The sequence below is a fragment of the Pseudomonas sp. GM21 genome (assembly GCF_000282215.1).
Lineage (GTDB): Bacteria > Pseudomonadota > Gammaproteobacteria > Pseudomonadales > Pseudomonadaceae > Aquipseudomonas.
The window spans coordinates 1-21,349 of the sequence record NZ_AKJS01000198.1 but is presented as its reverse complement, the minus strand read 5'-3'; the positions used below and the strand labels follow the sequence as shown (position 1 = coordinate 21,349).

General features: G+C 59.2%; 19 protein-coding genes and 1 tRNA gene. 13 read left to right on the top strand and 7 right to left on the bottom strand.

The features are described 5' to 3' along the window. Positions 1-16: 16 nt before the first annotated feature. Positions 17-481, top strand: coding sequence for a methylglyoxal synthase (locus PMI22_RS00525; protein WP_007949434.1), 465 nt, complete (start codon positions 17-19; stop codon positions 479-481). Between the two features lie 76 nt (positions 482-557). Here the strand turns inward: PMI22_RS00525 and PMI22_RS00530 are convergent, their stop codons facing one another. Together PMI22_RS00530 and arcD (PMI22_RS00535) are read right to left on the bottom strand one after the other, a co-directional pair. After that, the gene (locus PMI22_RS00530) at positions 558-1,421 is read right to left on the bottom strand and encodes a DNA-3-methyladenine glycosylase family protein (protein ID WP_007949433.1); all 864 of its coding nucleotides are present in this window, start codon (positions 1,419-1,421) and stop codon (positions 558-560) included. Beyond that, positions 1,418-2,845, bottom strand: coding sequence for an arginine-ornithine antiporter (gene arcD, locus PMI22_RS00535; protein WP_007949432.1), 1,428 nt, complete (start codon positions 2,843-2,845; stop codon positions 1,418-1,420). The genes PMI22_RS00530 and arcD (PMI22_RS00535) overlap by 4 nt, the downstream gene beginning before the upstream one ends. Positions 2,846-3,307: 462 nt before the next feature. Between arcD (PMI22_RS00535) and arcD (PMI22_RS00540) the strand changes: the two genes are divergently transcribed. The 12 genes from arcD (PMI22_RS00540) to PMI22_RS00595 all read left to right on the top strand — a co-directional run bounded on the left by arcD (PMI22_RS00540) (position 3,308) and on the right by PMI22_RS00595 (position 17,811). After that, on the top strand, positions 3,308-4,735 hold the full coding sequence (arcD, locus tag PMI22_RS00540) for an arginine-ornithine antiporter (protein WP_007949431.1): 1,428 nt from the start codon (positions 3,308-3,310) through the stop codon (positions 4,733-4,735). A gap of 35 nt (positions 4,736-4,770) precedes the next feature. Then, positions 4,771-6,027 carry an arginine deiminase gene (gene arcA, locus PMI22_RS00545; RefSeq protein ID WP_007949430.1) on the top strand — a complete coding sequence of 419 codons (1,257 nt, stop codon included), beginning with the start codon at positions 4,771-4,773 and terminating at the stop codon, positions 6,025-6,027. An 81-nt stretch (positions 6,028-6,108) separates the two neighbouring features. Further along, positions 6,109-7,119: an ornithine carbamoyltransferase gene (locus tag PMI22_RS00550; protein WP_007949429.1), complete on the top strand. Its 1,011-nt coding sequence runs from the start codon at positions 6,109-6,111 to the stop codon at positions 7,117-7,119. 142 nt (positions 7,120-7,261) lie between these two features. Beyond that, positions 7,262-8,191, top strand: a complete 930-nt coding sequence (gene arcC, locus PMI22_RS00555) for a carbamate kinase (protein ID WP_007949427.1) — start codon at positions 7,262-7,264, stop codon at positions 8,189-8,191. 12 nt (positions 8,192-8,203) lie between these two features. Beyond that, positions 8,204-8,566 (top strand): DUF5064 family protein, encoded by a 363-nt coding sequence (locus PMI22_RS00560; protein WP_007949426.1) that lies wholly within the window; start codon positions 8,204-8,206, stop codon positions 8,564-8,566. A gap of 201 nt (positions 8,567-8,767) precedes the next feature. Next, positions 8,768-10,276: a sigma-54-dependent transcriptional regulator gene (locus PMI22_RS00565; RefSeq protein ID WP_007949424.1), complete on the top strand. Its 1,509-nt coding sequence runs from the start codon at positions 8,768-8,770 to the stop codon at positions 10,274-10,276. A 440-nt stretch (positions 10,277-10,716) separates the two neighbouring features. Next, entirely contained in the window at positions 10,717-11,100 is a 384-nt protein-coding gene (gene gcvH / locus PMI22_RS00570) for a glycine cleavage system protein GcvH (protein ID WP_007949423.1), read from the top strand. A gap of 11 nt (positions 11,101-11,111) precedes the next feature. After that, a complete protein-coding gene (gene gcvP, locus PMI22_RS00575) occupies positions 11,112-13,979 on the top strand; it encodes an aminomethyl-transferring glycine dehydrogenase (RefSeq protein WP_007949422.1) in 2,868 nt (955 codons plus the stop codon). A gap of 103 nt (positions 13,980-14,082) precedes the next feature. Then, positions 14,083-15,459 carry an L-serine ammonia-lyase gene (locus PMI22_RS00580; RefSeq protein WP_007949421.1) on the top strand — a complete coding sequence of 459 codons (1,377 nt, stop codon included), beginning with the start codon at positions 14,083-14,085 and terminating at the stop codon, positions 15,457-15,459. Between the two features lie 38 nt (positions 15,460-15,497). Next, positions 15,498-16,622, top strand: coding sequence for a glycine cleavage system aminomethyltransferase GcvT (gene gcvT, locus PMI22_RS00585; protein WP_007949420.1), 1,125 nt, complete (start codon positions 15,498-15,500; stop codon positions 16,620-16,622). 392 nt (positions 16,623-17,014) lie between these two features. Next, the gene (locus tag PMI22_RS00590; RefSeq protein ID WP_003175786.1) at positions 17,015-17,227 is read left to right on the top strand and encodes a cold-shock protein; all 213 of its coding nucleotides are present in this window, start codon (positions 17,015-17,017) and stop codon (positions 17,225-17,227) included. 95 nt (positions 17,228-17,322) lie between these two features. Continuing rightward, complete coding sequence (locus PMI22_RS00595; protein ID WP_007949417.1) at positions 17,323-17,811, top strand: RDD family protein; 489 nt, start codon at positions 17,323-17,325, stop codon at positions 17,809-17,811. A gap of 135 nt (positions 17,812-17,946) precedes the next feature. Here PMI22_RS00595 and nadA read toward each other — a convergent pair whose 3' ends face one another. The 5 genes from nadA to ybgF form a co-directional block, all read right to left on the bottom strand. Beyond that, complete coding sequence (gene nadA, locus PMI22_RS00600) at positions 17,947-19,005, bottom strand: quinolinate synthase NadA (RefSeq protein ID WP_007949416.1); 1,059 nt, start codon at positions 19,003-19,005, stop codon at positions 17,947-17,949. A 277-nt stretch (positions 19,006-19,282) separates the two neighbouring features. Further along, positions 19,283-19,358, bottom strand: a tRNA-Lys gene (locus tag PMI22_RS00605). 63 nt (positions 19,359-19,421) lie between these two features. Further along, complete coding sequence (gene queC / locus PMI22_RS00610; RefSeq protein WP_007949415.1) at positions 19,422-20,114, bottom strand: 7-cyano-7-deazaguanine synthase QueC; 693 nt, start codon at positions 20,112-20,114, stop codon at positions 19,422-19,424. A 1-nt stretch (position 20,115) separates the two neighbouring features. Beyond that, the gene (gene queE / locus PMI22_RS00615) at positions 20,116-20,763 is read right to left on the bottom strand and encodes a 7-carboxy-7-deazaguanine synthase QueE (RefSeq protein WP_007949414.1); all 648 of its coding nucleotides are present in this window, start codon (positions 20,761-20,763) and stop codon (positions 20,116-20,118) included. Between the two features lie 167 nt (positions 20,764-20,930). Beyond that, positions 20,931-21,349, bottom strand: a 419-nt coding sequence (ybgF, locus tag PMI22_RS00620) for a tol-pal system protein YbgF (protein ID WP_007949413.1), incomplete at its 5' end; no start/stop codon positions are given.

Below are 21,349 nucleotides of genomic sequence, written 5' to 3'. Positions count from 1 at the left end.
AGCAGGAGCAGCACCGATGATCGGTATCAGCTTTACGCAAAAGACCATGGCAGCGCGCAAGCGTATTGCCTTGGTCGCCCATGACCACTGCAAGGTGTTTTTGCTGGACTGGGCCGAGCGGCAGAAAGACAGGCTCGCACAGCATGAACTGGTCGCCACCGGCACCACCGGGTTGTTGTTGCAACAACGCCTGGACGTGCCAGTGAAGACCATGATCAGCGGTCCGTTGGGCGGTGACCAGCAACTGGGTGCGCAAATCGCCGAGCAGCGGGTCGACATGCTGGTGTTCTTCTGGGACCCGTTCGAACCACAGCCTCACGACCCGGATATCAAGGCCTTATTACGGGTTGCGGCGGTCTGGAACATTCCGGTGGCCTGCAACGAATGCAGTGCCGACTACCTGCTGAGCAGCCCCTTGATGGATCAAGCGCACCCACATCGAATCCCTGATTACGCGACCTATCTGCTCGGCCGCGCCTGAGGCCACATTTCGGGTGTAAGGTTGCCGCTGTCCCCTGTGGGAGCCAGCCTGCTGGCGATGAGGTCCTAACAGACACTCAGTCCGGCCGGCTCAGCGAAGTCCAAAGCAACTGCGCCGCATACCCTCGATGAGGTCGCCACGCCTCGGCTCGCAGCAGCAACTCCCGCGCCGTCATCGGCCCGCTTTCAAGCGCGGCTAGCGCGTTGATCAACCCCACATCCCCTGACGGAAACGCATCCGGCTCGCGCAACTGGCGCAAGGCAATGTACTGCGCCGTCCACTCACCAATCCCGTGCAAGGCGAGTAAGCGCGTCACGCCATCCTCCCTACCGGGCTCAAACAACAGCGGATCCTCCAGCAATGCCTGCGCCACGCCAGACAAGGTTCGCCCCCGGCTTTTCGGCATGCCCAACGTCGCCAGATCCGCCTTCGCTAACACGGACGCCTCAGGAAACACATGGATCAACCCCGCCAGCGGCGACTGCACCGGCGCGCCATATTGCGCCACCAGTTTGCTCGCCAGCCGGATCGCCGCGCTCACGGTAATCTGCTGCCCCAGCACGGCGCGAATCGCCAATTCCAGCCCGTCCCATGCCCCCGGCACCCGCAAGCCAGGACGCTGGGCAATCAAGCGTTTCATCAAGGGGTCCAACACCAACTGTCGGTGAATCGACGGCAGATCCGCATCCAGGTCAAACATCCGCCGCAGTCGCACCAGGATCTCAGGCACCGCCGACACATCCGGAAAATCCAGCACCAGCTCAAGCGCATCACCCTGCGCCGACCCTATCGAAAACGTACCGTGAACGCCGTTCAGCCCGATGCTGCGCGAATACACCCCATCGGCCACGACTTCCATACCGGCCACCGCCCGCGTCGATAAAAACTGCAACATCGCCGACCAGTCATAGGGCGGTTGATACGCCAGCAACGCTCTCACAACGACAACAAGCCGCTGTACAACCCATACGCGGCGACCCCGGCACCCACCAGGACAACGATAAAAATGCCCTTCTCAATAGTGGTGAATAGTGGCTCGCCCTGCTCATGCTTGGCCTTGGCAAACAGAATTACCCCCGGCGCATACAGCAACGCCGACAACAGCAGATATTTGACGCCGCCGGCGTACAGCAACCACACCGCATATCCCAGCGCGATACCACCGATCATCAGGTCTTTGGTACGCTCGGCGCTGGCGTGTTCGTAGGTTTCGCCACGCCCGCTCAACAACACCGCATACGCCGCCGACCACAGGTACGGCACCAGAATCATCGACGAGGCGAGGTAGATCAGGCTGGTGTAAGTGCCGGCGGAAAACAGCGTGATCAGCAGAAAAATCTGGATCATCACGTTGGTCAGCCACAACGCGTTTACCGGTACATGGTTGGCATTTTCCTTTTTCAGGAAGGCGGGCATGGTCTTGTCTTTGGCCGTGGCGAACAAAATCTCGGCACACAGCAGCGCCCAGGACAGCAATGCCCCCAACAGCGAAATCGCCAGTCCAACGCTGATCAGCAACGCGCCCCAAGGCCCGACAATATGTTCGAGCACCGCCGCCAGCGACGGGTTTTGCAAGTTGGCCAGTTCCGGCTGACTCATGATTCCCAGCGACAGCACGTTGACCAGCACCAACAGCGCCAGCACCCCGATGAAACCGATGACCGTCGCCCGCCCTACATCCGAGCGTTTCTCCGCTCTCGCCGAATACACGCTGGCGCCCTCGATGCCGATGAAGACGAACACCGTCACCAGCATCATGTTGCGCACCTGGTCCATCACCCCGCCGAATTCCGGGTTGCTGTGCCCCCAGATATCCCGGGTAAAAATGTCGGCCTTGAAGGCGACGGCGGCGATGACGATGAACATGATCAGCGGCACGATCTTGGCCACGGTAGTCACCTGGTTGATGAACGCCGCCTCCTTGATCCCGCGCATCACCAGAAAATGCACGGCCCACAGCAACACCGAGGCGCATCCGATAGCAATGGGCGTGTTGCCCTGGCCAAAGACCGGAAAGAAGTAACCGAGGGTGCTGAACAGCAACACGAAATAACCGACGTTGCCCAGCCAGGCGCTGATCCAGTATCCCCAGGCTGACGAGAATCCCATGTAATCACCGAAGCCGGCCTTGGCGTAGGCGTACACCCCGGAATCCAGTTCGGGTTTGCGATTGGCCAGGGTCTGGAAGACGAACGCCAGCGTCAACATCCCCACGGCGGTGATGGCCCAGCCGATCAGCACTGCCCCCGCATCGGCCCGTGCCGCCATGTTCTGCGGCAACGAGAAAATCCCGCCACCAATCATCGATCCCACCACCAGGGCGATCAGCGCGCTCAGGCGTAGCTTTTGCGTCGGTTGTGACATTCCTGCGTCTCCACTGTTTTCCTGATGCGGCCGGGGTGACCCTTGTTAATAAAACCGTCACACGCTTGGTTTTAACTAAATAGATACAGCGTAATAACGTTTATTAGATGACGCCATGCCCAGCCTCGCTATTTATAACCGATCATTCTATGAGCGTCATGGTCAAGAGCATTTATGTGAACCAATCCTGGCAAATTCACTCCGTTCATGAAACCGGCGCCAAATAGTTGCGGAAACGAAAAAACCAACTAGCTTAAAAATCGAAGCAGGGGGTTCCTTATTCCTGTTTGTTCTGACCGAGGCCTCTGGATAGGGCTTTTCCGGCAGCATCGCCATGGACGGAAAAGATTTGTAACCCTTTAATAAACAATGGAATGTGCCCATCCAATGATCTAAGTCAGATGTTCGAACAGTTGGCAGAACTACTCTGTTGTCTCTCTTCTCCTGCACTGGAGTCATGCGATGTCTGAATCCCCCGGAAAACTGAAACTTGGCGCATTGGTTGCGTTGGTAGTCGGCTCAATGATTGGTGGCGGGATCTTCTCGTTGCCACAAAACATGGCCGCCAGTGCCGATGTTGGCGCTGTACTGATCGGTTGGGCCATCACTGCCGTCGGCATGCTGACCCTGGCGTTCGTCTTCCAGACCCTCGCCAACCGCAAGCCTGATCTGGATGGCGGGGTTTACGCCTACGCCAAGGCCGGATTCGGCGACTACATGGGTTTCTCTTCCGCCTGGGGGTACTGGATCAGTGCCTGGCTGGGCAACGTCGGCTACTTCGTGCTCTTGTTCAGCACCCTCGGCTACTTCTTCCCCATTTTTGGCGAGGGGAATACGGTGGCAGCCATCATCGGCGCATCGGTACTGCTCTGGGGTGTGCATTTCCTCGTGTTGCGCGGGATCAAGGAAGCGGCGTTCATCAACATGGTGACCACGGTCGCCAAGATCGTGCCGCTGTTGCTGTTCGTGTTGATCGCGATATTCGCCTTCAAACTGGACATCTTCACCGCCGACATCTGGGGTTTGAAAAACCCGGATCTGGGCAGCGTGATGAACCAGGTGCGCAAAATGATGCTGGTCACCGTCTGGGTGTTCATCGGCATCGAGGGTGCGAGCATTTTCTCGGCCCGCGCCGAAAAACGCAGCGACGTGGGTAAAGCGACCGTCATCGGTTTCATCACCGTGCTGCTGTTCCTGGTGCTGGTGAACGTGCTGTCCCTGGGGATCATGACCCAACCGGAACTGGCCAAGTTGCAGAACCCGTCGATGGCGGCGGTGCTCAAGCATGTAGTCGGTGAGTGGGGCGCGGTGCTGATCAGCGTCGGCTTGATCATCTCGCTGCTGGGGGCCTTGCTGTCGTGGGTGCTGCTGTGTGCGGAAATCATGTTCGCCGCCGCCAAGGACCACACCATGCCGGAGTTCCTGCGCAAGGAAAACGCCAACCATGTGCCGGTCAACGCACTGTGGCTGACCAACGCGATGGTGCAGCTGTTCCTGATCATCACCCTGTTTTCGGCCAGTACTTACCTGTCGCTGATCTACCTCGCCACCTCGATGATTCTGGTGCCCTACCTGTGGTCGGCGGCTTACGCCCTGCTGCTGGCGGTGCGCGGTGAAACTTACGAGAACGATGGCCGCGACCGCACCAAAGACCTGCTCATCGGCGCCATCGCGGTGATCTACGCGGTCTGGCTGGTCTACGCGGGGGGTACCAAATACCTGCTGCTGTCTGCCTTGCTCTATGCGCCTGGCGTGATCCTGTTCGCCAAGGCCAAGCGAGAACTCGGCAAACCTGTTTTCACCAACGTCGAGAAACTGATTTTTGCAGCCGTAATCGTGGGCGCCGTGGTGGCGGCCTACGGCCTATATGACGGTTTCCTGACCCTGTAACACCTGAATAATTTGTCATCTGGAGGATCACTGTAATGACCACGGAAAAAGTTAAGCTCGGTGTACATTCCGAAGCCGGCAAACTGCGCAAAGTCATGGTTTGCTCCCCCGGCCTGGCCCACCAGCGGCTGACCCCGAACAACTGTGACGAACTGCTGTTTGATGATGTGCTGTGGGTCGCCCAAGCCAAGCGCGACCACTTCGACTTCGTCACCAAGATGCGCGAACGCAACATCGACGTGCTGGAAATGCACAACCTGCTGACCGACATCGTCGCCATCCCGGAAGCGCTCGACTGGATTCTGGAGCGCAAGATCACCCCCAACTCTGTGGGCCTGGGGCTGATCAATGAAACCGGCTCGTGGCTGCGCAGCCTGGAGCCGCGCCAAATCGCCGAGTTCCTGATCGGCGGTGTCTCCGCCGATGACCTGCCGGACAGTTTCGGCGGCAAAACCATCGAGATGTTCCGCGACTTCCTCGGCCACTCCAGCTTCATTCTGCCGCCACTGCCCAACACCCAGTTCACCCGTGACACCACTTGCTGGATCTACGGTGGCGTGACCCTGAACCCGATGTACTGGCCGGCACGCCGTCAGGAAACCCTGCTGACCACCGCCATTTACAAATTCCATCCGCAATTCACCAACGCCGAATTCGAGATCTGGTACGGCGACCCGGACCAGGATCACGGCAGCTCCACCCTCGAAGGTGGCGACGTGATGCCAATCGGTAACGGCGTCGTGCTGATCGGCATGGGCGAGCGCTCGTCCCGTCAGGCCATTGGCCTGCTGGCGCAAAACCTGTTCAAAAACAAAGCGGTGGAAAAAGTCATCGTCGCCGGCCTGCCGAAATCCCGAGCGGCGATGCACCTGGATACCGTCTTCAGCTTCTGTGACCGCGATCTGGTCACCGTTTTCCCTGAAGTCGTCAACCAGATCGTCGCCTTCACCCTGCGTCCGGACGAGAAGAAACCGGGAGGCATCGACATCCGACGCGAAGAAACCAGCTTCCTCGACACGGTGGCCAAGGCCCTCAACCTGAAAGCGTTGCGGGTGGTGGAAACCGGCGGCAACAGCTTCGCCGCCGAGCGCGAGCAATGGGACGACGGCAACAACGTGGTGGCCGTGGAGCCAGGCGTGGTCATCGGTTATGACCGCAACACCTACACCAACACCTTGCTGCGCAAGGCGGGTATCGAGGTCATCACCATCAGCGCCGGCGAACTGGGGCGTGGACGCGGGGGCGGCCACTGCATGACCTGCCCGATCATTCGCGACCCTATCGACTACTAACCTTTGAGCCCTGGCCGCCGCTGCCGTCTCACCGACGGTATGCACGGCCAGGGGGATAACCGACACCTAAGGAGATCCATCATGGCTTTTAACATTCACAACCGTAATTTGCTGAGCCTGGAACACCACACTCCTCGCGAATTGCGCTATCTGCTCGATCTGTCCCGCGACCTCAAGCGCGCCAAGTACACCGGTACCGAGCAGCAACACCTCAAAGGCAACAACATCGCGCTGATCTTCGAAAAAACCTCGACCCGCACCCGTTGCGCCTTCGAAGTCGCCGCCTATGACCAAGGTGCCAACGTCACCTACATCGACCCGAATTCCTCGCAAATCGGTCACAAGGAAAGCATGAAGGACACCGCCCGCGTACTGGGGCGCATGTACGACGCTATCGAATACCGTGGTTTCAAGCAGGAAATCGTCGAGGAACTGGCCAAGTTTGCCGGTGTGCCCGTGTTCAACGGCCTGACCGATGAATATCACCCGACCCAAATGATCGCTGACGTGCTGACCATGCGTGAGAACGCCGACAAGCCAATCCACGAAATCAGCTACGTCTACCTGGGCGATGCCCGTAACAACATGGGCAACTCGCTGCTGCTGATCGGCGCCAAGCTGGGCATGGACGTACGCATCTGCGCGCCGAAAGCCCTGTGGCCGCTTGACGATCTGGTCGCACGCTGCAAGCAATACGCAGAAGAAAGCGGTGCGCGCATCACCCTGACTGAAGACCCGAAAGCCGCAGTCAAAGGCGTGGACTTCATCCACACCGACGTCTGGGTCTCGATGGGCGAACCGGTCGAAGCCTGGGCCGAACGTATCCAGCAACTGCTGCCTTATCAGGTCAACGCCGAATTGATGAAAGCCACCGGCAACCCGCGCACCAAGTTCATGCACTGCCTGCCGGCCTTCCACAACAGTGACACCAAGATCGGCAAGCAGATTGCCGAGCAGTACCCGAACCTGAAGAACGGCATCGAAGTGACTGATGACGTGTTCGAGTCGCCGGCCTGCATCGCCTTCGAGCAAGCGGAAAACCGCATGCACACCATCAAGGCGATCCTGGTGTCGACCCTGGCTGACCTTTAACGGCTCCCCTCTCCACCCGATCGTTCCCACGCTCTGCGTGGGAATGCCGCCACGGACGCTCCGCGTCCGATGTGACGCAAAAACGTCACGGGATGCATTCCCACGGGGACCGTGGGAACGATCATTTTGAAAGGACTGCATTATGCGTATCGTCGTCGCTTTGGGCGGTAACGCCCTGCTCCGCCGTGGTGAACCCATGACTGCGGACAATCAGCGCGCCAACATCCGGATCGCCACCGAACAAATTGCCAAGGTCCATGCCGGTAACCAACTGGTGATCGCCCACGGCAATGGTCCGCAGGTCGGCCTGTTGTCGCTGCAAGCCGCGGCCTACACCTCGGTTTCCCCTTACCCGCTGGACGTGCTTGGTGCCGAAACCGAAGGCATGATCGGCTACATCATCGAACAGGAACTGGGTAACCTGCTGGACTTCGAAGTACCCTTCGCCACCCTGCTCACCCAAGTTGAAGTCGACCCCAACGACCCGGCGTTCCAGAACCCCACCAAACCGATCGGCCCGGTGTACACCAAGGACGAAGCGGAAAAACTTGCCGCCGAGAAAGGCTGGGCGATTGCACCGGACGGGGACAAATATCGTCGCGTGGTAGCCAGCCCCAAACCGAAACGCATTTTCGAAATCCGCCCAATCAAATGGTTGCTGGAAAAAAGCAGCATCGTGATCTGCGCCGGCGGTGGCGGCATCCCGACCATGTACACGTCTCCAGGCGTACTGGAAGGTGTCGAAGCGGTCATCGATAAAGACCTGTGCTCGGCGCTGCTGGCCGAACAACTTGAAGCCGATCTGCTGGTGATCGCCACCGACGTCAGTGCCGCCTTCATCGATTACGGCAAGCCGACTCAGAAAGCCATCGGCCAGGCTCACCCGGATGAAATGGAAAAACTCGGCTTCGCCGCAGGCTCCATGGGACCGAAGGTTCAGGCCGCCTGCGAGTTCGCTCGCCACACTGGAAAAGTCGCGGTAATCGGTTCACTCTCAGACATCGAAGCGATCGTCCAGGGCACGGCCGGTACGCGCATCAGCACGGCAGCACCTGGCATTACTTACTTATAAGGAAAGACGTCTATGGCACAGTTTGAGCCTGGTCACTTGCACATCGAGCGTCATGCGTTGACCAAGGATGATGTTAGCTACAACGTGCACCTCGACTACAAGGTCGCGCAGGATCCCAAGAAAGGCAAAGGGATCGAGTTCACCCTGCATGGCAGCATGCAGGGAAAGGACGTGAAAGAGACCTTCTTCCTGCCCAAGGAAGAGGCCTACAACTTTGCCAACAACGTGACAAAAATCGCCGAGAAGTACGGCATTCCAAAGACACACAGCCAGATCGGCTCGGTCCACAAGCATTACGATCTGATGTTTAAAGATATCCGGGAGAAACTGGATATGAAGTCCGGTGACCCGGTGAATATCGAACACTTCGAATAACCCACGGACCCTGTGGGAGCGGGCTTGCTCGCGAAAGCGGTCTGACAGTCGACATCGCTAGCGACTGACACGCCGCCTTCGCAGGCAAGCCAGCTCCTACAGGGGTTCGGTGTAGTCCTGTATTCCTGTGCAGGATTTCAACATTCGCCCGCCCCAAGGCATACTTGCGCCCCTCCGCACCTCAGAATCAAAAACCGCCCCATGCGTATCCACGTCAGCTTCATCGACCGCGTCGGCATTACCCAGGAAGTCCTGGCCTTGCTCGGTGGGCGCAATCTCAATCTGGATGCGGTGGAAATGGTCCCGCCCAACGTTTACATCGACGCCCCGACCCTGAGCCCGCAAGTCCTCGAAGAGCTGCGCGATGCGCTGTTCAGCGTGCGTGGCGTGCAAGCGGTGACGGTGGTCGACATCCTTCCCGGCCAGCGCCGACACCTGCAACTCGACGCATTGCTCGCGGCCATGACCGACCCGGTACTCGCGCTGGACAGTGCCGGCAAAGTGTTGCTGGCCAACCCGGCACTGATTGCGTTGTACGGCCGTGAACCGGCCGGTGAAAGCATCGCCGAGCTGTTTGCCGACCCGGCGCTACTCGACGCCCTGCTTGAACACGGCTTTCGCTTGCCGCTGCGGGAAATCACGGTCAACGGTCAGACGTTGCTGCTGGACGCCACGCCGATCACCGATGCGGGCGCCCTGCTGACCTTGTACCAACCCAACCGCATCGGTGAACGCCTCTCGGCGCTGCACCATGACCACGCCGAAGGATTCGATGCGCTGCTCGGCGAGTCACCGGTCATCCGCACCCTCAAGGCTCGCGCCCAACGGGTCGCAGCCCTTGATGCGCCGCTGCTGATTCAGGGCGAAACCGGCACCGGGAAAGAACTGGTGGCGCGGGCCTGCCATGCCATCAGCGCTCGGCACAGTTCGCCATTTCTTGCCTTGAACTGCGCGGCATTGCCAGAGAACCTCGCCGAAAGCGAACTGTTCGGCTACGCCCCCGGCGCCTTCACCGGGGCGCAACGCGGCGGCAAACCGGGGCTGATGGAACTGGCCAACCAAGGCACCGTGTTTCTCGATGAGATCGGTGAGATGTCGCCGTATTTGCAGGCGAAACTGCTACGGTTTCTCAATGACGGCAGCTTCCGGCGAGTCGGCGGCGATCGTGAAGTGAAGGTCAATGTGCGGATTCTCAGCGCCACCCACCGCGATCTGGAAAAAATGGTCAGCGAAGGCAGCTTCCGCGAGGACCTGTTTTATCGCCTCAATGTGCTCAACGTTGAAGTCCCGCCGCTGCGCGAACGTGGCCAGGACATTCTGTTGCTCGCCCGCTACTTCATGCAGCAGGCCTGCGCGCAAATCCAGCGTCCGGTCTGTCGCCTGGCACCGGGCACCTACCCGGCGCTGCTGGGCAATCGCTGGCCGGGCAATGTGCGGCAATTGCAGAACGTGATCTTCCGCGCGGCAGCGATTTGCGAAAGCACACTGGTTGATATTGGCGACCTCGACATCGCCGGCACCTCCGTGGCGCGCCAGAGTGACGCAGACGTCGACAGCCTGGAGCAGGCGATGGAGGAGTTCGAGAAAACCCTGCTGGAAAAACTCTACGTCAGCTACCCCTCGACCCGCCAACTGGCCAGCCGCCTGCAAACGTCCCACACGGCGATTGCCCATCGGTTGCGCAAGTACGGCATACCTAACAAGCCCTGAAATCCCCAGACACCACAGTACCCCTGTGGGAGCCAGCCTGCTGGCGATGGGGCCATGTCAGTCGACATCTTTATCGCCTGTAATACCGCAATCGCCAGCAGGCTGGCTCCCACAGGTTTTGTGTTGTGCCGGGAAATCCTGCTCAAAAACGACCCCCACCCGTACTGAAAGCGCTACAGCGGAACGATATCGCTACACCCCTCTTCAATCACGGCTGTACAAGGCTTTGATCCACCTCGGCTTTCTTCCCTGCCCCTGCCCGTATCGATTTCGCTACAGCGCACACGTTTCACCCGCCCAAAAAAATCAATAAAACATTGATTAATAAGGACAAAACCAACATTGGCCGCGTTCTTGCTATGTAGTCCGTCATAACAGGGCTTGTTGCCCACGCATTCAATAGCGTCCACCAGACGAGTCTGGCCCCCTTAGGAGTTCCCATGAGCGAGTTGCGTTTTACTGAAGATCACGAATGGCTGCGCACCGAAGCTGACGGCACCGTTACCGTCGGCATCACCGCTTTCGCACAGAACGCCTTGGGCGACGTGGTTTTCGTACAACTGCCTGAGCTGCAGTCCTACGACAAAGGCGCTGAAGCCGCCACCGTGGAATCGGTAAAAGCCGCCAGCGGCGTCTACATGCCACTGGACGGTGAAGTGCTGGAAGTCAACCCGGCACTCGACAGCAGCCCGGAGCTGGTCAATGAAGATCCACTGGGCGAAGGCTGGTTCTTCCGCTTCCAGCCAACCGATGCATCGGCTGTCGCCAAACTGCTGGATCAAGACGCCTACGACCGTCTGATCAAAGCCAACGCCGAAGCCTGAGGAGCGCTGACATGACCCAAGTACCTTCTGTTTCTGTAAGCCTGACTACCGCCAACGAATTCATCGCCCGTCACATCGGCCCGCGTGCCGGCGACGAGCAAGCGATGCTCAACAGCCTCGGCTTCGACTCGCTGGAAGCCCTGAGCGCCAGCGTCATCCCGGACAGCATCAAAGGCACCAGCGTCCTGGGCCTGGAAGACGGTTTGAGCGAAGCCGAGGCCCTGGCCTCGATCAAAGCCATCGCCGGTAAAAACCAGCTGTTCAAGACCTTCATTGGCCAGGGCTACTACGGCACCCACACGCCGTCGCCGATCCTGCGTAACCTGCTGGAAAACCCGGCCTGGTACACCGCGTACACCCCGTACCAGCCGGAAATCTCCCAGGGCCGTCTCGAAGCGCTGCTGAACTTCCAGACCCTGATCAGCGACCTGACCGGCCTGCCGATTGCCAACGCTTCCTTGCTCGACGAAGCCACCGCCGCTGCCGAAGCCATGACCTTCTGCAAACGCCTGAGCAAGAACAAGGGCAGCCACGCCTTCTTCGCCTCCGTGCATTGCCACCCGCAAACCCTCGACGTGCTGCGCACCCGTGCCGAGCCGTTGGGCATCGACGTTGTGGTCGGCGACGAGCTCGAACTGACTGACGTGACGCCGTTCTTCGGCGCCCTGCTGCAATACCCGGCCAGCAACGGTGACGTGTTCGATTACCGCGAACTGACCGAACGCTTCCACGCCGCCAACGCTCTGGTCGCCGTGGCCGCTGACCTGCTGTCCCTGACCGTGCTGACGCCGCCGGGTGAATTCGGTGCCGACGTGGCCATCGGCAGCGCCCAACGTTTCGGTGTGCCGCTGGGCTTCGGTGGTCCGCACGCGGCGTACTTCTCCACCAAAGATGCGTTCAAGCGCGACATGCCGGGCCGTCTGGTCGGTGTCTCGGTGGACCGTTTCGGCAAGCCGGCCCTGCGCCTGGCCATGCAGACCCGTGAGCAACACATCCGTCGCGAGAAGGCCACCAGCAACATCTGCACTGCCCAAGTATTGCTGGCCAACATCGCCAGCATGTTCGCCGTGTACCACGGTCCGAAAGGCCTGACCCAGATCGCCAACCGCGTACATCACCTGACCGCCATTCTGGCCAAAGGCTTGAGCGCACTGGGCCTGACCGTCGAACAAGCCGCTTTCTTCGACACCCTGACCCTGAACACCGGCGCCAACACCGCCAAGCTGCACGATCAGGCGCGCGCACAGCGCATCAACCTGCGTGTAGTCGACGCTGAACGCCTGGGTCTGTCCCTCGACGAAACCACCACCCAGGCCGACGTCGAAACCCTGTGGAGCGTGCTGGCTGACGGCAAAGCCCTGCCAGATTTCGCTGCCCTTGCCGCTTCGGTGGTCAGCGCCATTCCGGCCGCACTGGTTCGTCAATCGCCGATCCTCAGCCACCCGGTGTTCAACCGTTATCACTCGGAAACCGAGCTGATGCGCTACCTGCGCAAGCTGGCCGACAAGGACCTGGCACTGGACCGCACCATGATCCCGCTGGGTTCGTGCACCATGAAACTCAACGCCGCCAGCGAAATGATCCCGGTGACCTGGGCTGAATTCGGTGCCCTGCACCCATTCGCCCCGGCCGAGCAAAGCGCCGGCTACCAGCAGCTGACCGACGAACTGGAAGCGATGCTGTGCGCCGCGACTGGCTACGACTCGATCTCGCTGCAACCGAACGCCGGTTCGCAAGGTGAATACGCCGGTCTGCTGGCGATTCGCGCCTATCACCAGAGCCGTGGCGAAGACCGCCGCGACATCTGCCTGATCCCGTCGTCGGCCCACGGCACCAACCCGGCCACCGCCAACATGGCTGGCATGCGTGTGGTCGTGACCGCTTGCGATGCACGCGGCAACGTCGACATCGAAGACCTGCGCGCCAAAGCCATCGAGCACCGCGAGCACCTCGCCGCGTTGATGATCACCTACCCGTCGACCCATGGTGTGTTCGAAGAAGGCATCCGCGAAATCTGCGGCATCATTCATGACAACGGCGGCCAGGTGTACATCGACGGCGCCAACATGAACGCGATGGTAGGCCTCTGCGCACCGGGCAAGTTCGGCGGCGACGTGTCGCACCTGAACCTGCACAAAACCTTCTGCATTCCACACGGCGGTGGCGGCCCGGGCGTCGGCCCGATTGGCGTGAAATCGCACCTGACGCCGTTCCTGCCGGGCCACGCCCAGATGGAACGCAAGGAAGGCGCCGTTTGCGCAGCACCGTTCGGCAGCGCGAGCATTCTGCCGATCACCTGGATGTACATTCGAATGATGGGCGGCGCAGGTCTCAAACGCGCTTCGCAGTTGGCGATCCTCAATGCCAACTACATTTCCCGTCGCCTTGAAGAGCATTACCCAGTGCTGTACACCGGCAGCAACGGCTTGGTGGCGCACGAATGCATCCTCGACCTGCGTCCACTGAAAGACAGCAGCGGCATCAGTGTCGATGACGTCGCCAAGCGCCTGATCGATTTCGGCTTCCACGCACCGACCATGTCGTTCCCGGTTGCCGGCACGCTGATGATCGAGCCGACCGAAAGCGAATCCAAGGAAGAACTGGATCGCTTCTGCGACGCCATGATCCGCATCCGCGAAGAGATCCGCGCCGTGGAAAACGGCACGCTGGACAAGGACGACAACCCGCTGAAGAACGCTCCGCACACCGCGGCGGAAATCGTCGGCGAGTGGACGCATCCTTACAGCCGTGAGCAAGCGGTTTACCCGGTTGCATCGTTGATCGAAGGCAAATACTGGCCACCGGTCGGTCGCGTCGACAACGTGTTTGGCGATCGCAACCTGATCTGCGCCTGCCCATCGATCGAGCTTTACGCCTAAAGCAGCTGCAAGCTCTAAGCTTCAAGCTACAAGTTAAAAGCCTGCGGGCTCTTACTTGCAGCTTGTAGCTTGCTGCTGACATCTGCGACTCCGGAGCCCAACCATGTCGTTAAGCGTGTTCGACCTGTTCAAGATTGGCATCGGCCCCTCCAGCTCCCACACCGTCGGTCCGATGCGCGCAGCCGCGCGGTTCGCCGAAGGTTTGCGCCGTGAAGGGCTGTTGGCAGCCACCAACTGTGTCAAAGTCGAGCTCTACGGCTCGCTCGGCGCTACCGGCAAGGGGCACGGCAGCGACAAGGCTGTGTTGCTCGGCCTGGAAGGTGAACACCCGGACACCGTGAATACCGAAACCGTCGCCGCTCGTCTGCAAAACATCCGTGACAACGGTCGCTTGAACCTGCTCGGCGAACACAGTATTGCGTTCAACGAGAAAGAACACCTGGCGATGATTCGCAAACCGTTGGCCTATCACCCCAACGGCATGATCTTTCGTGCCTTCGATGCTGCCGGCCTGCAGATCCGCAGCCGCGAGTACTACTCGGTCGGCGGCGGTTTTGTGGTCGATGAAGACGCCGCCGGTGCCGACCGCATCGTCGAAGACGCCACACCCCTGACCTTCCCGTTCAAAAGCGCCAAGGATCTGCTCGGTCATTGCACCACCTACGGCCTGTCCATCAGCCAGGTGATGCTGACCAACGAAAGCGCCTGGCGCCCGGAAGCGGAGACCCGCTCCGGCCTGCTGAAGATCTGGCAAGTGATGCAAGACTGCGTCGATGCCGGTTGCCGCAACGAAGGCATTCTGCCCGGAGGGTTGAAGGTCAAACGTCGCGCCGCAGCCCTGCATCGACAACTTTGCAAAAACCCGGAATCGTCGTTGCGCGATCCGCTGTCGGTGCTGGATTGGGTCAACTTGTACGCACTGGCGGTCAACGAAGAAAACGCCAACGGCGGACGCGTCGTGACCGCACCCACAAACGGTGCGGCAGGCATTGTCCCGGCAGTGTTGCATTACTACATGCGCTTTATTCCTGGGGCTACCGAAGATGGCGTCGTGCGCTTTCTGCTGACTGCGGCGGCCATTGGCATTCTCTATAAAGAAAACGCCTCGATCTCTGGCGCCGAAGTCGGTTGCCAGGGCGAGGTCGGCGTGGCTTGTTCGATGGCCGCCGGCGCCCTGTGCGAGGTTCTTGGCGGCACCGTACAGCAAGTGGAAAACGCCGCCGAAATCGGCATGGAACACAACCTCGGCCTGACCTGCGACCCGATTGGCGGGCTGGTGCAAGTGCCTTGCATCGAGCGCAACGCCATGGGCTCGGTGAAAGCGATCAACGCGGTACGCATGGCCCTGCGCGGCGACGGTCAGCACTTCGTCTCCCTCGACAAGGTCATCCGCACCATGCGCCAGACCGGCGCCGACATGAAAAGCAAATACAAGGAAACCGCCCGTGGCGGTTTGGCGGTCAACATTATCGAGTGCTGATGCTCACGCGCATTCGCACACTTTTTCAGGAGCTGAATATGTCCACCGAACAATTGCTGAAAACCCCATTGCACGCCCTGCACATCGAACTCGGTGCGCGCATGGTGCCCTTCGCCGGCTATGACATGCCGGTGCAATACCCGCTCGGCGTGATGAAAGAACACCAGCACACCCGTGATCAGGCCGGGTTGTTCGATGTTTCGCACATGGGCCAGATCCGCCTGACCGGCGCCAATGCCGCCAAGGCTCTGGAAACCCTGGTGCCGGTGGACATCATCGACCTGCCAGTGGGCATGCAGCGTTACGCGATGTTCACCAACGAAACCGGTGGCATCCTCGACGACCTGATGGTCGCCAACCTCGGTAACGACGAACTGTTCCTGGTGGTCAACGCGGCCTGCAAGGATCAGGACCTGGCGCACCTGCGCAAGCACATTGGCGAGCAGTGCACCATCGAGCCTTTGTTCGAAGAACGCGCCCTGCTGGCCCTGCAAGGTCCGGCCGCGGTCACCGTGCTCGCGCGCCTGGCACCCGAAGTGACGAAAATGACCTTCATGCAGTTCGCCCGCGTGAAACTGCTGGGCGTTGACTGCTTTGTCAGCCGTTCGGGGTACACCGGTGAAGACGGTTTCGAAATCTCGGTACCGGCCGCCAACGCCGAAGCCCTTGCCCGCTCGCTGCTGGCTGAAGTTGAAGTAGAGGCCATCGGCCTCGGTGCTCGCGACTCGCTGCGCCTGGAAGCCGGCCTGTGCCTCTATGGCCATGACATGAACACCGACACCACCCCCATCGAAGCCAGCCTGCTGTGGGCCATCTCCAAGCCTCGTCGTGCCGATGGCGCGCGGGCTGGCGGCTTCCCTGGCGCTGAAACCGTGTTCGCACAACAACAAGGCGGTGTCAGCCGCAAGCGCGTCGGTCTGCTGCCCCAGGAACGCACGCCAGTGCGTGAAGGCGCGGAAATCGTCAACGAAGCCGGCGATATCATCGGTACTGTGTGCAGTGGGGGCTTCGGTCCAACCCTGGGCGGTCCGTTGGCCATGGGTTACGTCGACAGCGCCTATATCGCCATCGACACACCCGTATGGGCAATTGTCCGTGGGAAAAAGGTGCCTTTGCTTGTAAGCAAAATGCCATTTGTTGCTCAACGCTACTATCGCGGTTGATTGACTGTTTCTATAAGTAACGCGGTTGCGTTAACAGTGCACTAATGTGTAACGCAACCGCCATAAAACAGTGCGCATCATTCGTTTTTGAACGCTGCTTATAACGTTCGAAAACAAGTGAACGACAACAAAGAATAAGACCGCACTAGTGGATCGACTAGTGTGCTCAACCTGAGGAAAACCGGGCCTCTGACGGGGCTTGTTTTTTCTCCCGTAGTTGGCGTAGAGTTTGTCCACTGTGTTTGCATGGGTCGCTTGGAATCGTGACCTGGGCAGTAGCCTACAAGTTAGCTACATCCCGTTCGACGTCTTCTTACTCTCCTGCAACCAGCCCCAGTACTCTTTCATGAGAAAGCGACTGTCATTAATTTTAGCGTCAAAGGAAATAAGAAATGTCCCAACGTCAGAGCGGTACCGTCAAGTGGTTTAACGACGAGAAAGGTTTTGGTTTTATCACTCCTGAAAGCGGTCCGGATCTGTTCGTGCATTTCCGCGCCATCCAGGGCAATGGCTTCAAGAGCCTGAAAGAAGGCCAGAAAGTGACTTTCGTTGCTGTGCAAGGCCAGAAAGGCATGCAGGCTGACGAAGTACAAGCAGAAGCTTAATCTCCTGTAACGAAAAAGCCCCTGATGCTGACATCAGGGGCTTTTTTGTGCGCGTAAATCCGTAAAATGGCTTTTTTTTCTGTCCAGAGGCTGCCATGTCGAAACACCTGCTCAACCCCCAGGGCGAGTTTCCCGCCGTCACCCTGGGTCGTCGCCTGGCAGCGATGTTCTATGACTTCCTGTTGTGTACCGCCCTGCTGATCGTCACCAGCGGCATTTACAAGATGATCCAGATGGCGATCCTCGGCGAAGAGAAAATGCGCACCCTGACCGAAGCAGGCGCACTGGACGGTGATCCATTGCTCTCGACCGTGCTGCTGTTTGTATTGTTCGGCTTCTTCGCCAAGTTCTGGACCTGGTCAGGCCAGACCCTCGGCATGCAAGTGTGGTGCATCCGCGTACAGAATGCCGATGGCTCGTCCATCAGCCTGTGGCAGGCTCTGTTGCGGTTTGTGGTGTCGATAGCGTCCTGGCTATGCGGTGGGCTGGGATTCTTCTGGTCGCTGTTCGACAAGCAGAAGCGCAGCTGGCATGACATCTACTCCAATACGCAGCTGGTGCGGATTCCGAAGAAAACCAAGTAATTCAGCCGTACGAAAACCACTGTGGGAGCGAGCCTGCTCGCGATGGCGGTGCATCAGTCAACATTGATATGACTGACAGGCCGCTTTCGCGAGCAAGCTCGCTCCCACAGGGTTTGGCGACTTACCTGAAAGAACTCAGGCGTTGCCGGCCAGTTTCATCCGCGCAGCCTGCGTGAAGTCGAGCATGCGCTTCAACGGCCGAATCGCTTGAGGGATCAACGCCGGATCAACAAAGATCTCGTTCGTCCCCTCTTTCAAGCTCTTGAGCGTGCGCTCAAGGGTGTTCATCGCCATCCACGGGCAGTGCGCGCAACTGCGGCACGCAGCGCCGTTACCGGCCGTTGGCGCTTCGATGAAGACCTTGTCCGGGCACAGCTGCTGCATTTTGTAGAAAATGCCGCGATCAGTGGCGACGATCAGCGTTTTGTTCGGCAGGCTCTGGGCCGCTGCGATCAGCTGACTGGTGGAGCCGACGGCATCCGCCAGTTCGATCACCGCGGTTGGCGACTCTGGGTGCACCAGAATCGCCGCATCCGGGTACAGCGCCTTCATGTCTTCCAGCTGCTTGGACTTGAACTCTTCGTGGACGATGCAGGCACCGTCCCACAACAACATGTCCGCACCGGTCTGGCGCTGAATGTAGGTGCCCAGGTGTTTGTCCGGGCCCCAGATAATGGTCTCGCCGTTATCCATCAGGCTTTCGACAATCTCCAGCGCACAACTGGACGTCACCACCCAATCCGCTCGCGCTTTGACCGCCGCCGAGGTATTGGCATAGACCACGACGGTACGTTCCGGGTGCTGATCGCAAAACGCCGAAAACTCATCCACCGGGCAACCCAGGTCCAGCGAGCAGGTCGCTTCGAGGGTTGGCATCAGCACACGTTTTTCAGGGTTGAGGATTTTTGCGGTTTCGCCCATGAATTTCACCCCGGCGACCACTACGGTCTTGGCCGGGTGTGCATTGCCGAAGCGGGCCATCTCCAGCGAGTCGGAGACGCAACCACCGGTTTCTTCGGCCAGGGCCTGAATCACCGGATCGCAATAGAAGTGGGCAACCAGCACCGCGTCCTGAGCCTTGAGCTCGGCGGCGATGGCGGCACGGTAATAGGCTTCTTCCTCGGCGGTCAGCGGCTTGGGCTGCTTGGCGTCGAGGTGAGCCTGAACCAGAAGGCGTTCGGAAATCTGCGTCATGTTCGCAAGACCTGCAGGCGCATTTGCGCGAAAGTCGAGTATACACCCGGCTCCGGACCCATCAGGGTACCGCCGGGAGAGTGAGTATTCATCAGGCACGGACAGCGTTGAAGCTGCGCAAGGCTACAGAATATCCCGTGGATGCAAAAGATGATTCTGACCTGCCTGCGCCATACGGTGCAGCCCGGAACCTGGCCGACCTTAAATCGCAGGCAAAAAAAAATCCGGAAATCCTCACTTGCGTGGGCCTTCCAGACTTTTAAAACTGCTACAAAAATGGTGGGTCGTGTGGGATTCGAACCTACGACCAATTGGTTAAAAGCCAACTGCTCTACCAACTGAGCTAACGACCCGCTGTGTGGTGGCGCGTATAATACTGATTTTTAAGGACTATTCAACACCTAATTTGAAATAAATCAAAAATAAGGTGTTGGGTCACTGATTCCGGCCGCCGCGAAGCCTTCTGCACGCAGTCGGCAGCTGTCGCATTTGCCGCACGCATGGCCATTATCGTCCGCCTGATAGCAGGAAACGGTCAGCCCGTAATTGACCCCAAGCTTCACGCCCGCCTCGACGATCTGCGCTTTGCTCAGGTTCTGCAGAGGCGCCTGGATACGGAATCCATTGCCCTCTACACCAGCCTTGGTGGCCAGATTGGCCATGCGCTCGAAGGACTCGATGAACTCGGGCCGGCAGTCCGGGTAGCCGGAGTAATCCACCGCGTTGACACCAATAAAGATGTCGCGCGCACCCAGCACTTCGGCCCAGCCCAATGCCAGCGACAGGAACACCGTGTTGCGCGCTGGCACGTAAGTGACTGGAATGCCCTCCCCCAGCGCCTCCGGAATGTCGATGTTGCGGTCAGTCAGCGCCGAACCGCCCATACCATTCAGATTCAGGCCGATGACTTTGTGCTCGATTACACCAAGGTCTCGCGCGACGCGTTCGGCAGCGTACAACTCGGCATGAGAGCGCTGACCGTAATCGAAGCTCATGGTGTAGCAGCTGTAACCCTCGGCACGAGCCATGGCCACGACGGTCGCCGAATCCAGACCGCCGGAGAGCAGGATGACCGCACGTTTTTCAGCTGTGTTCAGTTGTTCCGTCATTTCAGCGCCCCGGCTCGTCATTCCAAAGATATTTATGCAGCTGCAATTGCAAACGCACTGGCAGGTTGTCCGCCACCACCCAATCCGCCAGGTCCCGAGCATTCAGGTCATGGTGACTAGGCGAGAACAGGACTTCGCCGGCGCGACGATCAAGACCGTACTGGATCAACTTGGACACGGCCCAGTCGTAGTCTTCCCGCGAGCAGATGACAAACTTAACCTGGTCGTTAGGTGTGAGCAGCTCGATATTTTCGTAGCGGTTGCGGTGTGCCTCCTTCGAACCCGGGGTTTTCAGGTCGACAACGCGACTGACCCGAGCATCTACTGCCGAGATATCGATCGAACCACTGGTTTCCAGTGACACTTCGTAACCGGCGTCGCACAACTGCTTGAGCAATGGGATGGCGTTAGGTTGGGCCAGCGGTTCGCCACCGGTGACACACACATAACGTGGGCGGAAACCGGCCACTTGCTCGAGGATGTCGTCGAGCGGGCGAATGGTGCCGCCAGTGAACGCGTAGGCGCTGTCGCAGTATTGGCAACGCAGCGGGCAACCGGTCAGGCGCACAAATACTGTGGGCAGCCCGGCAGTCCGCGTTTCACCCTGCAACGAGTAAAAAACTTCGGTAATTCTCAATGTGTCTTGCATAGTCGCCACGGGCATAACAGCTAAACAGGCTGTCCGCCTCCGTCAGGCACTTAAAGGAACCCCGCCACCGCGCAGATCCCAAAAAGCGTGTTTCATAAAAAGGGGGTGAATTCTAACGAAAAAACCCGCGACAAGCGCGGGTTTCTTCAAAACGGGATCTGACAGCCTTACATGCGCTGCAAGTCTCGCTGGGCCAACTGAGCGGCGGAAGTGCCCGGGTATTGCGACACAACCTGCTGCAGAATGCCTTTTACCTTGTCTGTGTGACCGAGGCGGCGTTCCACATCAGCCAGCTTGTACAACGAATCAGGCACTTTGGCGTGCTTCGGGTACAGCTGTGAAACCTTGGCGAACGCCTGACCTGCACCTTGCAGATCGCCTTTGGCCAGGTTCACTTCACCCAACCAGTACTGGGCATTGCCCGAGTATTGGCTGTTCGGGTATTTGCGCAGGAAGGCAGCAAAAGCCTGGCTGGCCTTGTCGAAATCCTTGGCTTTGATCAGGTCGAAGGCTGCGTCGTAATACAGCTTTTCCTTCGCCGGATCAGCCGGTTCGCTACCTGCGGCAGGCGCATGAGCGGCAGCCG

Coding starts and splice junctions, on each gene's coding strand:
- PMI22_RS00525 (WP_007949434.1), top strand. CDS start 17: ATGATCGGTATCAGCTTTACGCAAAAGACCATGGCAGCGCGCAAGCGT.
- gcvP (WP_007949422.1), top strand. CDS start 11,112: ATGACCCAAGTACCTTCTGTTTCTGTAAGCCTGACTACCGCCAACGAA.
- queE (WP_007949414.1), bottom strand. CDS start 20,763: ATGCAAGACACATTGAGAATTACCGAAGTTTTTTACTCGTTGCAGGGT.
- nadA (WP_007949416.1), bottom strand. CDS start 19,005: ATGACGCAGATTTCCGAACGCCTTCTGGTTCAGGCTCACCTCGACGCC.
- PMI22_RS00590 (WP_003175786.1), top strand. CDS start 17,015: ATGTCCCAACGTCAGAGCGGTACCGTCAAGTGGTTTAACGACGAGAAA.
- arcC (WP_007949427.1), top strand. CDS start 7,262: ATGCGTATCGTCGTCGCTTTGGGCGGTAACGCCCTGCTCCGCCGTGGT.
- arcA (WP_007949430.1), top strand. CDS start 4,771: ATGACCACGGAAAAAGTTAAGCTCGGTGTACATTCCGAAGCCGGCAAA.
- gcvT (WP_007949420.1), top strand. CDS start 15,498: ATGTCCACCGAACAATTGCTGAAAACCCCATTGCACGCCCTGCACATC.
- arcD (WP_007949432.1), bottom strand. CDS start 2,845: ATGTCACAACCGACGCAAAAGCTACGCCTGAGCGCGCTGATCGCCCTG.
- PMI22_RS00595 (WP_007949417.1), top strand. CDS start 17,323: ATGTCGAAACACCTGCTCAACCCCCAGGGCGAGTTTCCCGCCGTCACC.
- PMI22_RS00580 (WP_007949421.1), top strand. CDS start 14,083: ATGTCGTTAAGCGTGTTCGACCTGTTCAAGATTGGCATCGGCCCCTCC.
- arcD (WP_007949431.1), top strand. CDS start 3,308: ATGTCTGAATCCCCCGGAAAACTGAAACTTGGCGCATTGGTTGCGTTG.
- gcvH (WP_007949423.1), top strand. CDS start 10,717: ATGAGCGAGTTGCGTTTTACTGAAGATCACGAATGGCTGCGCACCGAA.
- PMI22_RS00560 (WP_007949426.1), top strand. CDS start 8,204: ATGGCACAGTTTGAGCCTGGTCACTTGCACATCGAGCGTCATGCGTTG.
- PMI22_RS00565 (WP_007949424.1), top strand. CDS start 8,768: ATGCGTATCCACGTCAGCTTCATCGACCGCGTCGGCATTACCCAGGAA.
- queC (WP_007949415.1), bottom strand. CDS start 20,114: ATGACGGAACAACTGAACACAGCTGAAAAACGTGCGGTCATCCTGCTC.
- PMI22_RS00550 (WP_007949429.1), top strand. CDS start 6,109: ATGGCTTTTAACATTCACAACCGTAATTTGCTGAGCCTGGAACACCAC.